Source organism: Acinetobacter sp. BIGb0196, from assembly GCF_011759595.1.
Taxonomy (GTDB): Bacteria; Pseudomonadota; Gammaproteobacteria; order Pseudomonadales; family Moraxellaceae; genus Acinetobacter; species Acinetobacter guillouiae.
In genome coordinates this window covers 2,280,140-2,293,646 of sequence record NZ_JAAOZA010000001.1, presented here as the reverse complement: position 1 = coordinate 2,293,646, position 13,507 = coordinate 2,280,140, and the positions used below count along the sequence as shown (strand labels likewise).

General features: G+C 37.4%; 14 protein-coding genes. 7 read left to right on the top strand and 7 right to left on the bottom strand.

What is annotated here, in order from left to right:
• Position 1 precedes the first annotated feature (1 nt).
• Positions 2–754 carry an HD domain-containing protein gene (locus FHR28_RS10505; RefSeq protein ID WP_166782543.1) on the bottom strand — a complete coding sequence of 251 codons (753 nt, stop codon included), beginning with the start codon at positions 752–754 and terminating at the stop codon, positions 2–4.
• A 448-nt stretch (positions 755–1,202) separates the two neighbouring features.
• On the opposite strand from FHR28_RS10505, the gene FHR28_RS10500 reads away from it, so the two are divergent.
• The 5 genes from FHR28_RS10500 to clpA all read left to right on the top strand — a co-directional run bounded on the left by FHR28_RS10500 (position 1,203) and on the right by clpA (position 7,032).
• Entirely contained in the window at positions 1,203–2,309 is a 1,107-nt protein-coding gene (locus tag FHR28_RS10500; RefSeq protein ID WP_004720742.1) for a sensor domain-containing diguanylate cyclase, read from the top strand.
• Between the two features lie 114 nt (positions 2,310–2,423).
• Positions 2,424–3,473 carry an N-acetyl-gamma-glutamyl-phosphate reductase gene (gene argC, locus FHR28_RS10495; RefSeq protein ID WP_166782542.1) on the top strand — a complete coding sequence of 350 codons (1,050 nt, stop codon included), beginning with the start codon at positions 2,424–2,426 and terminating at the stop codon, positions 3,471–3,473.
• 82 nt (positions 3,474–3,555) lie between these two features.
• Positions 3,556–4,299, top strand: a complete 744-nt coding sequence (locus FHR28_RS10490; RefSeq protein WP_004720739.1) for a DUF6776 family protein — start codon at positions 3,556–3,558, stop codon at positions 4,297–4,299.
• A gap of 21 nt (positions 4,300–4,320) precedes the next feature.
• A complete protein-coding gene (clpS, locus tag FHR28_RS10485) occupies positions 4,321–4,746 on the top strand; it encodes an ATP-dependent Clp protease adapter ClpS (RefSeq protein ID WP_004720737.1) in 426 nt (141 codons plus the stop codon).
• A gap of 9 nt (positions 4,747–4,755) precedes the next feature.
• Positions 4,756–7,032 (top strand): ATP-dependent Clp protease ATP-binding subunit ClpA, encoded by a 2,277-nt coding sequence (gene clpA, locus FHR28_RS10480; protein WP_004720735.1) that lies wholly within the window; start codon positions 4,756–4,758, stop codon positions 7,030–7,032.
• Positions 7,033–7,091: 59 nt separating this feature from the next.
• Here the strand turns inward: clpA and FHR28_RS10475 are convergent, their stop codons facing one another.
• On the bottom strand, positions 7,092–8,000 hold the full coding sequence (locus FHR28_RS10475) for an alpha/beta hydrolase (protein WP_166782541.1): 909 nt from the start codon (positions 7,998–8,000) through the stop codon (positions 7,092–7,094).
• 217 nt (positions 8,001–8,217) lie between these two features.
• Here FHR28_RS10475 and FHR28_RS10470 point away from each other — a divergent pair, with 217 nt between their 5' ends.
• Entirely contained in the window at positions 8,218–8,571 is a 354-nt protein-coding gene (locus tag FHR28_RS10470) for a YnfA family protein (RefSeq protein WP_166782540.1), read from the top strand.
• 13 nt (positions 8,572–8,584) lie between these two features.
• Here FHR28_RS10470 and FHR28_RS10465 read toward each other — a convergent pair whose 3' ends face one another.
• The 5 genes from FHR28_RS10465 to FHR28_RS10445 form a co-directional block, all read right to left on the bottom strand.
• Positions 8,585–9,652 (bottom strand): hypothetical protein, encoded by a 1,068-nt coding sequence (locus FHR28_RS10465; protein WP_166782539.1) that lies wholly within the window; start codon positions 9,650–9,652, stop codon positions 8,585–8,587.
• A 134-nt stretch (positions 9,653–9,786) separates the two neighbouring features.
• Positions 9,787–10,017: a hypothetical protein gene (locus FHR28_RS10460; protein ID WP_004720727.1), complete on the bottom strand. Its 231-nt coding sequence runs from the start codon at positions 10,015–10,017 to the stop codon at positions 9,787–9,789.
• A gap of 242 nt (positions 10,018–10,259) precedes the next feature.
• Positions 10,260–11,342 carry a tRNA (uridine(54)-C5)-methyltransferase TrmA gene (trmA, locus tag FHR28_RS10455; RefSeq protein ID WP_166782538.1) on the bottom strand — a complete coding sequence of 361 codons (1,083 nt, stop codon included), beginning with the start codon at positions 11,340–11,342 and terminating at the stop codon, positions 10,260–10,262.
• Positions 11,343–11,494: 152 nt separating this feature from the next.
• Entirely contained in the window at positions 11,495–12,394 is a 900-nt protein-coding gene (locus FHR28_RS10450) for a LysR family transcriptional regulator (RefSeq protein ID WP_105712741.1), read from the bottom strand.
• Positions 12,395–12,482: 88 nt separating this feature from the next.
• On the bottom strand, positions 12,483–12,911 hold the full coding sequence (locus tag FHR28_RS10445; RefSeq protein WP_004720720.1) for an HD domain-containing protein: 429 nt from the start codon (positions 12,909–12,911) through the stop codon (positions 12,483–12,485).
• Positions 12,912–13,032: 121 nt separating this feature from the next.
• On the opposite strand from FHR28_RS10445, the gene FHR28_RS10440 reads away from it, so the two are divergent.
• Complete coding sequence (locus FHR28_RS10440) at positions 13,033–13,368, top strand: hypothetical protein (RefSeq protein ID WP_166782537.1); 336 nt, start codon at positions 13,033–13,035, stop codon at positions 13,366–13,368.
• The last annotated feature ends 139 nt before the right edge of the window (positions 13,369–13,507 follow it).

Sequence of the window (13,507 nt, the reverse complement as noted above, 5' to 3'; positions counted from 1 at the left end):
TTTAGTCCTTAAAAATATTCATTTGAATCATGCTTGAAAGTCCGAGTGTATGCATTAAAGCAGTTCGTGATTGAGGGTTTCTTTTTGCTTCAATTGAGATAAGTTTACGCATTTCTGAATTAAAATGTACCCGCGGATATTGGCTTAAAATTTTGTTTTTAAAACTGTTTGAAAATAAGCTGAGATCAGTCCCAATTACATCACATGAAGTGGCTTTTTGTAGTAATAGCACTTCTTTAGAAAGGTTGTGATCACTTTCATCTAAGCTGCCATTCATATGTAAACAAATCGCATTTGAAATATTATCCATTTTGTCTATGGGATAATAGTGTTTGCTACAGAGGGTTTCTGCTCTTAAGGCGCTTTCAAAGCTAAAACATTGACATGCATATTGATCCAAATGATTAACCAATCCTAAATCATGCATCAAACATGAAATAACAAGACTCTCTTGGTCAAATTGCCATTGTTTGGTGTGGGCGATAGCAACAGCCCAAAAATAGCTTCGCCAAGAATGATTGATGATCGCTTGAGAGGCTGTTTGTTCTAATTCGTTCATCGCTTCTTTGACAATTGCTGTGTCAGGAATCTGAAAACTATCCAATGTAAATGAAGTTGAATCATGATTCGCCTTTCGAAATGTTTTGCCATAGTTCAGTGTGGCAGGAATGAGAACTTGTTTTATAAGCTGAGTTTTTTCTTTAAAGCTAAGTTTTCCATTACTTGTATTCATCCACGTTCGTGATCCAATCATGACCAATACGTCCTTTTGTTAATTTTAGAGTAATTACTCTAAATTATTATGCATAGATCATTGAGCAAGACAAGACCGTTTTCTTTGAATTTGTTTGAATAGTCTTTTATGCCAAAACAAGATTTAAAATGAAAAGGTTTGTTTTTATCATTTTTTAGAGGTTTAATTTGATGATTTTATAGGCGATGTCATTAAATTACATGTTTATTTGTGTATTTATCATCATGAATTTTAAGTGATGGTATAATGCCTTAAAAGTATTTCTTAATAAAAGCAGTTAAATTACAAAATAGTCTGATTATTTTAAGCATAAGTTGGGAGTGAATTAAAAAATACTCTAAACTTGGCGACTTGCCAATATTTCCTATTTCTTATCATAAAGATATCAGACGTGAATTTTGCAGATACTCATTACTTTATTTTGATTGTACCGGTCTGCCTGATATTAATGGGCAGTTTACTTTTGATCTGCCATTACTTTTTTAAAGCACCTACTTATTTATTTTGGTTGGGTCTTGGATATATCGTGCCATCTTTTTCTTTAACTGCACAAAGTTTTATGTCTAACCTACAATTAACATTTTCTGCTCCACTTTTAGGTGGTTTATACCTATTTGGCGCGTGGGCCAGTGCATATACTATGGCATTGAGAAAGAATGCTAGTTCACACGCTTTAGTCGCTTTTTTCTTGATCTTTATCACAATATGCTTGTTGGTCTATTATGCTTTTGTTGATGAACAGCTATGGATCCGGATGCTGATTTTAAACCTGAGCATTGCCACAGTTGAATCCTTAGTTTTAGTATCTATTTTTAAAGATGATAAGCAAAGTGATTGGTTAAATAAGCTGGTCGATTATTCCTATCTTTTTATCGTTGTATATACTTTTGTCCGTGTCATTATTATTTTCTTTTTTTTGAAAAATATTGAAGCCAGTATGCTTGTGGATTCTGTATGGTGGTTAATGATGCTTGCTGCCAGTATTATCCTGAGCATGTGGTTTGCGATCGTACTTTTGGGAACATTAGTTCGAGATATTATTTTTAAATTAAATGATGAACGTTGCAGAGATCCATTAACACATTTACTCAATCGTCGTGGATTTTATGACGCAGCTAAAATAAATTTAATCGATTTACCAGAAAAGCAATATTTTTTGTTGATGTGTGATGTCGATCATTTTAAGAAAATTAATGACACCTATGGACATCTGGTGGGTGATCAGATTTTGCAGAGTGTAGGTCGTCTTGTCAGTCAGCATGTTAGTGAAAAGGGCTTAGTGGGGCGTTTTGGTGGTGAAGAGTTTATTGTTTTATTACAAGTTGAAGATCTCAGTGATGCCTATAAAATTGCTGAGCGTATGCGGACTGCTATTGAAACTGAGCAATTTTTAACTCAACCCATCTTATTGACAGCCAGCTTTGGTTTAACACAAGTGCGACATCGTAATTTAGCCAGCGGTATAGAAGCTGCTGACAAACTTTTGTATGTCGCCAAACGTAGAGGGCGCAACTGTATTGCGCAAGATGCATCAATTGAACTTATGCGAATTTAACTTTGTCATAATGCTAAAATATCATAAAAACCCAGTAAAATAGTTTAGAAAGCATCAACTTCCTGTCATACTACAGCACTACAAAATGGATACTTTTAAATCGAGGTAAAAAACGTGATTTCAGTGGGTATTGTCGGTGGAACAGGTTATACAGGCGTTGAATTGTTGCGTCTTTTACTACGACATCCAAATGTTCAAGTGAATGTACTGACATCACGTACCGAAGATGGTCACCGTGTAGATGATATGTTTCCAAGCTTACGTGGACACACCGAGCTTAAATATTCAGATTTAAACATTGATGAATTAAAAAAATGTGATGTTGTGTTTTTTGCGACCCCGCATGGTGTGGCAATGCAACATGCGCAACAACTCTTGGCAGCAAATACCAAAGTTATCGATTTAGCCGCTGATTTTCGCTTGCAGAATTTAGCACAGTTTGAAAAATGGTATGGGATGCAGCACGCTTGTCCAGAAGTACTGAAAGATTCTGTATATGGTTTATCTGAACTTAATCGTGAACAGATTAAAAATGCCAATGTTGTCGGTAATCCTGGCTGTTACCCAACCACTGTACAGTTGGGATTAGCGCCACTTTTTAAGCAAGCTGAAACATTGGTTAAACCAGAAAGTATTATCATTGATGCGAAATCTGGTGTATCAGGTGCGGGGCGTAAAGCTAGTCTAGGCATGATTTATTCAGAAAATGCTGATAATTTTAAAGCCTATGGCGTTGCTGGACATCGTCATCATCCTGAAATTGTAGAAGCATTAGAAAATATTTCAGGTCAAAAAAATGTATTTGATCAGATTCTTTTTGTACCGCATTTAGTTCCGATGATTCGTGGTATGTTCAGTACGATCTATGTTGATTTGACAGAGCAAGGCGCAGCAGCAGATTTACAAAGTATTTATGAAAAATTTTATGCAAATGAAATATTTGTAGATGTAATGCCTGCAAATAGTTCACCAGAAACACGTTCTGTACGTGGTGCAAACCAACTCAGAATTGCACTGTATAAACCGCATCCGAACAAGTTAATTGTTTTGTCTGTTCAAGACAATTTAGTCAAAGGTGCGGCAGGACAGGCTGTACAAAATATGAACTTAATGTTTGGTTTTGCTGAAGATGCTGGTTTACAAGGTATCGGATTATTACCATAAAAAACGCTTTATGGCTTCACACACATATAACTTTGCGGTTAAATGTGTGTTTTGATTCTATCAATAATACTTAGAGATGATGATGCAGAACACAGAAACAAATACCGCGTCACAACCAGCTCAAGCACCGAAAAAGCCTTTTTTAAAAGGGAATATGCCTTTGGTGATCGGTGGGGTTGTATTATGTGCTGGCAGTGTACTTTTAGGTTATACGGTTGGACATCGCCAAGGGCTAACGGTAGTTGGTTTTGATGCAGATGCAGAACAGTTGGTAGAAGTTGTGAAGCAACAAAAAACAACGCTGGCTAATTTAAATAAAAGCTTAAATGCTGCTGTACAGGAACGAGATGTGGCTGTTTCGAACTCTAACGATTTGTTAGAGTCATTGAACAAAGCCAATGCTGAAAAATCACAAGTTGATGTGATGAGTGCGATTTATCGTGAAGTGTTAAAACAACGTGGCGGTTTGAGTTTAACCATTCAAAACTTGGCCGTTAAGCCATTACCAGAAAACGCTTATGAATATCAGCTTGATCTTATTCAAGTTAGTCCAAGACGTGCGACGGGTTCTGTTGAAATTCGTTTGATTAGTGGTACTGAGGTGTTAACAGTGCCAATGGCAGATGCGAATTATAATTTTACTGATTATGAGCGCTTAACTGGACGTTGGACCATGCCTAAGGGCTTTAATCCACAATTTATCGAAATCCGCCTAAATGGTGCCACGCCAGTGGTTAAACGCTTTAGTTGGTCACGTGGGCAAGCTGTAGACAGTGCAGCTGCGTTTGCTGCAGAGGTTCCTCAAGCTGCGGCTAATTCTCAATAAATCATAAGTATTTTGAAAAATATGCGAACTAATAAACGTCAAATGAGTTTAAATGAAGTGAAATCATCATTCCGTGATTCAGGATTTATAGATTGGCACTTGAGTATTCGTATAAGTAATTCAGAAGATCCAAACCATCCAGACCATGATCAAGCAGATGTTGCAGTACAAACTGCGCCACCTGAAGTGAAGCGACCACCGATGTATTCTGTCGTTTTATTGAACGATGATTACACTCCGATGGACTTTGTTATTGAAATTTTACAACAATACTTTGCTTTGAATCTTGACCAAGCCACTCAAGTAATGTTAACAGTACATTATGAAGGAAAAGGTGAAGCTGGTGTTTATCCAAGAGACATTGCGGAGACTAAAGCCAACCAAGTTAATAACTACGCTCGATCTCAAGGTCATCCATTGCTTTGTCAGATTGAGCCAAAAGAATAAGGGGGTTTCATGCTCAGTCGTCAATTAGAAGTTTCACTCCGTTTGGCTGTTAGCATGGCTCGTCAAAAGAGACATGAGTTTCTTACGGTTGAACATTTATTATTGGCTTTACTTGATAACGATTCAGCGGTTAATGCCTTAAAAGCATGCGGCGCTGAAATTATCAGTTTGCGCAAAGAGTTAGAGGAGTATGTAGAACAACATACCCCTAAACTAGGAGAAAACAACGACCAAGCCCCTCATCCAACTGAAAGTTTTGACCGTATCTTACAACGTGCAATTTTCCACGTTCAGTCAAGTGGCGGTGATCGCACAGTAGAGGGTGCAGATGTACTGGTTGCGATGTACTCTGAGCGAGATTCTTTTGCCGTTTACTTGCTAAAACGACATCAAATCAATCGTTTGACTTTAACCCAATATTTGTCACACGGTGCGCGTAAAGAAGAAATTCAAGTTGAAGAAGAATCTGATGATTTAGAAGGTGAATCAAATGCTTCAGCAAATGCTGGACCACTTGAACTTTATACTTTGAATTTGAATATTGAAGCGCAAAAAGGCAAAACTGATCCTTTAATCGGGCGTGAAAAAGAAATTGAACGAACTGCTCAAATTCTTTGCCGTCGCCGTAAAAACAATCCATTGCTTGTGGGTGATCCTGGTGTGGGTAAAACATCGATTGCTGAAGGTCTGGCATGGTTGATTGTGAATGGTAAAGCGCCTAAGCCACTTGCGACTGCTGAAGTGTTTAGTTTAGACATCGGTGCATTGGTTGCGGGTACAAAATACCGTGGTGACTTTGAAAAACGATTGAAACAGCTTCTCAATGCTTTGAAAAAGAAACCAGAAGCAATTTTATTTATCGATGAAATTCATATGATCATTGGTGCTGGCTCAAGTATGGGCAGTACCATGGATGCATCGAATTTAATCAAACCTGCGTTGGCGAATGGTAGTTTACGTTGTATTGGTTCAACCACTTTCCAAGAATATCGCCAAGTATTTGAAAAAGATCATGCACTATCACGTCGTTTCCAAAAAATTGATGTGAATGAGCCTTCTATTTCAGAGACAATTGATATTTTGCGTGGTTTGAAAAGCAAGTTTGAAGATTTTCATCATGTTAAATATGAAGATACTGCGCTAGTTTCAGCGGTTGAGTTGTCTGCTAAGTTTATTAATGATCGTTTCTTGCCAGATAAGGCGATTGATGTGATTGATGAAGCTGGTGCACAACGTCGTTTAAAAGCTGAACAAGATGATACTTTGATTACAGTTGAAAATATCGAAGATATTATTTCGAAGATTGCACGTATCCCGCCAAAAACAGTATCTAAAGATGATAAATCGGTACTTGAATATCTAGAGCGTGATCTTAAACGTGTGGTATTTGGTCAAGATGAAGCGATTACAGCTTTGGCCTCGGCGATTAAACTGTCACGTGCAGGTTTGAAAGCGCCAGATAAACCAGTGGGTAGTTTTGTTTTTGCTGGTCCTACAGGTGTTGGTAAAACAGAGGTGACCAAGCAATTGGCAAAATTGCTTGGTGTGGAGCTTGTTCGCTTCGATATGTCTGAATATATGGAACGTCATGCGGTTTCTCGTTTGATTGGTGCGCCTCCAGGTTATGTTGGTTATGATCAAGGTGGTTTACTGACTGACGCGATTCATAAGAATCCGCACTGTGTCTTGTTATTAGATGAAATTGAAAAAGCACATCCAGATGTCTTTAACTTGTTATTGCAAGTCATGGATCATGGTGCTTTAACCGACAACAATGGACGTAAGTCTGATTTCCGTAATGTGATTATTGTATTGACCACCAATATCGGTGCTGAAAGTATTTCTCGTAACAGTATCGGTTTTACTGAGCAAGACAATAGTAATGACAATCAGGAAGCGATGAAACGTGCATTTGCACCAGAGTTCCGCAACCGTTTAGATGGTGTAATTCAGTTTAAAGCATTACCTACCACAGTGATTGAGTCTGTCGTTGATAAATTCTTAACCGAACTTCAAGCGCAGTTAGATGACAAAAAAGTGGTGCTGGAAGTTGATCAATCTGCTCGCGATTGGATGGCTGAGAATGGCTATGATCGTTTAATGGGTGCTCGCCCAATGCAACGTTTGATTCAGGAACATTTGAAGAAACCTCTTGCTGAGATGATTCTATTTGGTGAGCTTGCAGATCATGGTGGTAATGTTGCTGTTTCTGTGAAGAAAGAAAATGGTAAGGCGGTAGGGCTTACATTAGAAGTCTTTGAAGATCAGACTGCTGAACCAGCATAGTTGTGAATGAACTTTAAAATAACCCGCATTGATTGCGGGTTATTTTTTGAATTATAAGCTTATAAAATATCAATTTTCTTTAACCAAGCTAGGAATAATGTGGGCCATTGCATTGTTTCAGTATTGGCTTTGCCTAAGCCCCAACCATGCCCACCATTTTTGAAAAGATGTAATTCATAAGCGATCTTGTGTTGCTGCAAAGCGGTTTGCATATTGAGGCTATTCTGAACAGGTGAAATTGGATCATCTATGGCATGGGCTAAAAAGGTTGGAGGTGTATTCTGTTTGACTTGTAAATCAACAGAAAACAAGATTTGTTTGGCTAAATCATGTTTTAAGCCAAATAAGCTTTTATAAGCATGGGTATGATCAAGCGGCGCTTGCATACTAATGATTGGATAGAGTAGCGCCACAAAATTAGGCTGAGCAGAAATTTGATCAATCGGATCATTTAAATTCGAAAATTGTTGTTGCCATTGTGTCGTAATGATTCCAGCTAAATGTCCACCTGCGGAGAAACCCAGTACACCAATTTTGTCTGGATCAATGTTGAATTGATGTGCTTGATAACGAATGATACGCAGGGCTCTTTGGCCATCTTGAAAGGGTGCAAGCAGATTATTGCCATCCTGATTAGGTAAGCGGTAAATTAATTCAAATACAGTAAATCCCTGTTCTTGTAAAAACTGTGCAGTTGGCGTGCTTTCTTTGGCCAATTCCTCTCTGGCATAACCACCACCACTGATGACTAAAACAGCGATGTGATTGCTCTGTTTGGGGGGGTATACACGCAATTGAGGGGAAGTGATATGGCGAATAGCGCCGTGCTTAATTAGCGTATATTGTTCACTGGATGGTGCTAGTGTTGCGGTATTGGGCCACAATGGAAGACTTAGTGTTGCTGCATCTACATTTTGGCTAAGCCAGAGGAAAATGAAGGAATTAAACAAGAAATGATTTATTTTCATTCATAAAACCAAAGATTGTAGATGCTGATATTTTATTCTATTTTTAACATGACAAAATGATCAGCATATTTAAATATGTATGTTTTTGTGGATGAGGCAAACAACAACTACAATTTATAGATAAAAGCTTAGCCGTTTTAGTATGCTCAAAATTTTATTGCTTAGCTCGCGTGAAAATCACATATACTTTAGCTTGATGATTATTCTTTGAGTATCAATGGACATTGCATTTACTAAAATTTTAACCACGATTATATTATTTTTTGTCACAGCTGTTGCAGAAATCTTAGGTTGTTATTTTCCTTATTTAATTCTGAATCAAAATAAAAGCCATTGGTTATGGATACCTACCGTTTTAAGTTTGGCTGTATTTGTCTGGCTATTGACCTTGCATCCTGCTGCTTCAGGGCGTATTTATGCCGCATATGGTGGTATCTATATTTTTAGTGCACTGATGTGGCTGAAATTTGTTGATCAAGTCAGCTTAACTCGATGGGATTTGTTTGGCGGCTGTATTGTAATCATTGGGGCTTTGGTGATTATTCTGCAACCGCAAGGTTTGATTCGTTAAGTCTTCAACAGCATTATTCTAACGTATCTTGTGTTGTTTCAAGTTGATTGATCTTACATATTTTGGGAATTGCTTTACGGTATGCAGCATAATCCTGTTTATATTGTTTAAACCATTTCTGATATTCAGGATTTAGCCTTAAATTGGCAAGATTGGGTTCATTTTCAAAAGAGGATGGTTCTGTATTGTTCTCATCAGAAAATTCCAATTGTTTTAAGTAGGACAGCGCTCGATCCGTTTGACCAAGCAGGGCATAGAATTCAGCGAGGAATTCCTTTTCTCGCTGAGTTTGCTTCCGATTCTTATTCACCACAGCTTCAATTTTAGCCTGATTATCACGCAACCATTTTTCAGCAAGTTTCGGGTCTTCACGATTGAGATATTTAAAATATTGTTGCGCTAAAATAATAAAATTTCCTGCATCGAAAGCTTGATTGGGATCAGATAAATAGTGAAATAAAGGCTTTTTAAGTATATTGATGAGGCGTTTTTGCTCATTCTGATCACGATGATATTTCTGTAACAGCATCAGCTTGTCACTGAGTACAGCATAATAATTTTTCTCATACTCCTCATTGTCTGGTTGCAACTTCATTAAGGTCTCAAATAGTTGTTCAGCCTTTAGCAAATAGTTTAGACGTGGCGTTGGGTCTATGTTTTTCCGATAATACACCGACATTTGCGCGTAGAATAACCCTAAATTATTGATTGCGATTGTATCTTTAGGATCATGCTTTTTTAACGCAAAATACGCTTGTTCAGTAAGTTCTTGAAAAGGCTGAGAGAGCGTGGTGCAGTGTTGTTCAAGCAAATATTCAGCATATCCAGAAGCCAGAATCGCATAGTTGTGTAAATAGACAGAATCGTTATATTCAATGTCTTTGGCTTTTAATAGTTTTTGCACATTGGGTTGGGCTTTTTGGATTTGAGCCTTAATTTGTGGTTCAAGTTTGGCAAGATTTTTGGTTGCTAATACTTGATCAGTTAAATCTTCTATGGCTTGAATCTCATCATCGTTGATATCTGCATAGCTAATTGAAGCGTTGAGTGATAATAAAAAAATAACAATTTTAATTTTCATTGTTGATTCTGCGTTTATCTATTCTTTGAAATAATTGTATACAAGGCAAGGAGAAACATCAAAAGTTGTTCTATTGGAATTAAAAAAGCATCCAGTAAACTGAATGCTTTTTCTTTCTTAGCGGTCATCCATGACTATTGAATAGGTGGATGCTGTAATTGGTTTAACTCTTTTTTACTGAAACCTCTAGAGATAAGTACCTTTTTAATCCCAGTAATCACATCCTGATCTGTCGCTTTCATCAACGCTGATAAAAGTTGATCATTGGATTTACAAGAGCAATCATTTTCAACACATGCAATTTGATTTTTATGTTCATTTTGCAATGTATCTTCAGCCGTAAACAGCTTTTGCCAAAAACTCATAGAGCCTTCATACACAACCTAACATAGTTCGAAATATAGCCGTTTTTTAATAAAATACAAGATCTGAGCGAAATAGATGGTCGAGTTATAGGCTGATTTTTTCGATGATTTGATATGTTTTAAACGGTTTGTTAAAAGGCCATGTTTTAAATGATTTATAACTTAATGATATATCAATAAATAATTTAAAGAAGTAGCTGCCATGCTAATTTACATGGCAGTCTAATCTTGTAATAAATTGTTTAAATTTTTTCGAGAAGAACCCCAGATTCTACATGATGGGTGTAGGGGAATTGATCAAACATCGCAAATTTCACAATTTTATGGGTTTTAAGCAAGGTTTTTAAATTATCATGTAATGTGTCTGGATTGCATGAAATATAAAGAATACGTTGAAAACCTTGCAATAGCATTAACGTTTCGTCATCAATCCCTGCTCGTGGTGGGTCGACAAAAACTGTATCAAACTCATAGCCCTGAATGTCTATTTCTGCTTCTTGTAAACGACGGAATTCACGTTCGCCGTTATAGGCCTGAGTAAACTCTTCTGCTGAAAGGCGTGCAACTTGAATATTGTTGATCTGATTTTGTTGAATATTCCACTGTGCCGCATAGACCGAAGATTTCGCTAATTCAGTTGCCAAAACGCGGTTAAAACTCAAGGATAAGGGAAGGGTAAAGTTACCATTACCACAGTACAATTCGAGTAAGTCTTTATTTTTACCTGCAACGGACTGACACGCCCATTGCAACATTTTTTGGCAAACTTGCGCATTGGGCTGAGTAAAGCTACTTTCAATTTGTTTATATTGAAATTTACGCTCAAAAACTTGTAATTCTTCCACAACAAATTCATCGGTTAAGACAACTTTTTGCCCACGACTGCGGCCAATGATTTTAACATTCAGCTTTTCAGCCAATTGTTTTGCTAAAACTTCCCATTCTTCACTCAGTGGCGCACGGTAAATCAATGAAACCAGCATTTCGCCCTTGAGCGTTGCTAGAAAATGCACTTCAAAAAGCCGTTTTGACAAGACTGAATTGGCTTTTAGCTCAGCCAATAAAACTGGCATAAGCTGATTTATACTTTGATCTGCGATCGGAAATTCATCGATACGAGCAACAGTTTTTTGTTGATTTTCATCTCGTTCAAACATGGCATAGAACATATCATCTTCAGTATGCCAAATTCGGAATTCTGCACGCATACGGAAGTTTTGTTCAGGTGAAGCAAATACTTCTAACGAAGGTGGATTAAATTCTGCGAATTGAGTTTGGATTCGTTCAATTTTGGCATCAAGCTGTTGTTGATAAGATGAAGTCATATAAATCAGAAAAACATTGGAATTAAGCAGTAGCGATGGTATCAAAAATAGCACCAGATGGACACCAGATTGCAGTCCATCTTTGTCAATTTATTTAGATCGGCTTGTCTATTGAAATAATCCTAGGATTAGTGATGATGATGACGAGTTGTTCAACACTTACTTAAGTGCTTAACCAAATAGTCAATAAAGACTCTTACCGCAGGAAGTAAGCCTCGGCGAGATGGGTAAACAGCGTGAAAGATCCCATGCGGTGCTTTCCATTCGGGTAAGACACGAACCAATTCACCTGTGGCGACAAAATCATTGGCAATAGTATCTGGAAGTAAGGCAATACCGCAATTTTGACTGGCTAATTTAGCCAGCATCATTAAATCTGAACCCATAACTATCGGGTTAACTTTAATTTTTTTCTGTTGGTTTTCACTATCATGTAACACCATTTGTTGATCTAAATGCTCATCAACCATACTTAAAATTCGGTGTTCAGATAAATCTTCTGGTTTTTTGAGCATACCAAATTCATTTAAATAGGCTTGGCTTGCAAGAAGGTGCTGTTCAATATGCCCAAACTTTCTCAGCACTAGGCTCGGGTCATCATCCAGATTTGCGCGCACGCGCAAGGCAACATCAAAACCTTCATTGATGATATCTACTCGACGATTACTGACCAAAAGTTGTATTCTAATTTCAGGGTAAGTTTTTAAAAAGTCAGGAAGGATTTTGGACAATTCACTTTGCGCAACCGTCACAGGTACACTGACTTTAATCACACCACGTGGTTGTTCACTGAGATGATCGACCAGATCATGCGCTGATTGTGCTGCATTCATCATCACTTGGGCATGGCGGTAAATATTCATACCAATGTCTGTAACTGCGAAATGGCGAGAACTCCGTTGAATTAAACGAACCCCTAATTTTTCTTCTAAATTATATACGCGGCGACTGAGCTTGGATTTAGGAATATCCGTTGCACGTTCAGCCGCACTAAATCCCCCATGCTCTACAACCAAACCAAAGCAGTAAAAGTCATCCAAATCAGTGAGCATAAATACATTCCATAATTGCAACAATGACGCACTATTAAACTTAATTGTTGCATCAAGTCAACTTGTTAATTGTGAAAATTTTCTAAGATTAGGCATTGCCTGTCATGAGAATATTTTGAACTTGCTTATATTCTTCTAATCTTAAAAGGTCTTTAGTGGTCGGGTGCGGAATACGGGTGATATCCATGTTATCAGCAACATCTGCCAGTTTTACCACACGTGCAATTGGATTTTTTACTGCGCGGTAGGCGGCTTCGATTCTAGATTCACCTTCTTTTTTGGTTAAGGCAACAACGGCATCGACAATTTCTTGACTAAAGCCAAGTGAGATTAAATCGACCACAGTGGTATCGGTATCTTCCAAGATGTCGTGTAATACAGCAACAATCTGTTGATTGGGTGTTTTAACTTTGAACATCAACCTCAGAGGGTGAAAAATATAAGGCTGTTGTGCTTTATCTTTTTGGCCTGCGTGTTTACGAGCTGCTAAAGCAATCGCTTTTTCAATCGTTGACATAATATCCTTAGCTTTGTTTCGTGTATTTATAAAATATGAAAAGCAGTTTTAGATTTATCTAAAACGAGTGTTTAATTTCCCTAACTCGTTTAAAATACAATTTTATTCTGTTCCAAAGCGTATGCCATTTCAACTGATCACTTTAGAAAATTCTCAAGAAAATGTTACATGCCCACATTGCCAACATGCGGTCATTGATTGGAATGAAGAACAATATTTACAGCCGTGTATACATACCTTGTTTATTGCGATGGATTTGGGCTTTGAATATATTTCAGATGAATTTGAAGCGACCATGCATCGTAGCGTCGATGAAATCCATGCTCATGATGATCAGGGATTGAATATTTTCAATGAATTATCTGAGAGTAATTATCCTCATTATCTGATTTATAAAACAAGCTTAGGTGTTGTAGGGGATCAAGATTTTTATCGTTATATTGGATTTAGCGCTTAAATTTTAAGATCTGTAGCCATTCGGTTTAAACACTGCTCAATTGAATAATGTGTTTCTTTAAGCCTATTCTTATTAAAATGCTGAAGGGCATTAAAAATAGCGGAGTAGGCTTATATTTTCTGTTGTAGGCGCTGTTTCT

What these genes read in the sequence shown, in the direction of transcription:
- FHR28_RS10505 (WP_166782543.1), bottom strand. Translation starts at nt 754, where the DNA reads ATGATTGGATCACGAACGTGGATGAATACAAGTAATGGAAAACTTAGC.
- FHR28_RS10500 (WP_004720742.1), top strand. Translation starts at nt 1,203, where the DNA reads ATGGGCAGTTTACTTTTGATCTGCCATTACTTTTTTAAAGCACCTACT.
- FHR28_RS10490 (WP_004720739.1), top strand. Translation starts at nt 3,556, where the DNA reads ATGCAGAACACAGAAACAAATACCGCGTCACAACCAGCTCAAGCACCG.
- clpS (WP_004720737.1), top strand. Translation starts at nt 4,321, where the DNA reads ATGCGAACTAATAAACGTCAAATGAGTTTAAATGAAGTGAAATCATCA.
- clpA (WP_004720735.1), top strand. Translation starts at nt 4,756, where the DNA reads ATGCTCAGTCGTCAATTAGAAGTTTCACTCCGTTTGGCTGTTAGCATG.
- FHR28_RS10475 (WP_166782541.1), bottom strand. Translation starts at nt 8,000, where the DNA reads ATGAAAATAAATCATTTCTTGTTTAATTCCTTCATTTTCCTCTGGCTT.
- FHR28_RS10470 (WP_166782540.1), top strand. Translation starts at nt 8,218, where the DNA reads ATGGACATTGCATTTACTAAAATTTTAACCACGATTATATTATTTTTT.
- FHR28_RS10465 (WP_166782539.1), bottom strand. Translation starts at nt 9,652, where the DNA reads ATGAAAATTAAAATTGTTATTTTTTTATTATCACTCAACGCTTCAATT.
- FHR28_RS10460 (WP_004720727.1), bottom strand. Translation starts at nt 10,017, where the DNA reads ATGAGTTTTTGGCAAAAGCTGTTTACGGCTGAAGATACATTGCAAAAT.
- trmA (WP_166782538.1), bottom strand. Translation starts at nt 11,342, where the DNA reads ATGACTTCATCTTATCAACAACAGCTTGATGCCAAAATTGAACGAATC.
- FHR28_RS10450 (WP_105712741.1), bottom strand. Translation starts at nt 12,394, where the DNA reads ATGCTCACTGATTTGGATGACTTTTACTGCTTTGGTTTGGTTGTAGAG.
- FHR28_RS10445 (WP_004720720.1), bottom strand. Translation starts at nt 12,911, where the DNA reads ATGTCAACGATTGAAAAAGCGATTGCTTTAGCAGCTCGTAAACACGCA.
- FHR28_RS10440 (WP_166782537.1), top strand. Translation starts at nt 13,033, where the DNA reads ATGCCATTTCAACTGATCACTTTAGAAAATTCTCAAGAAAATGTTACA.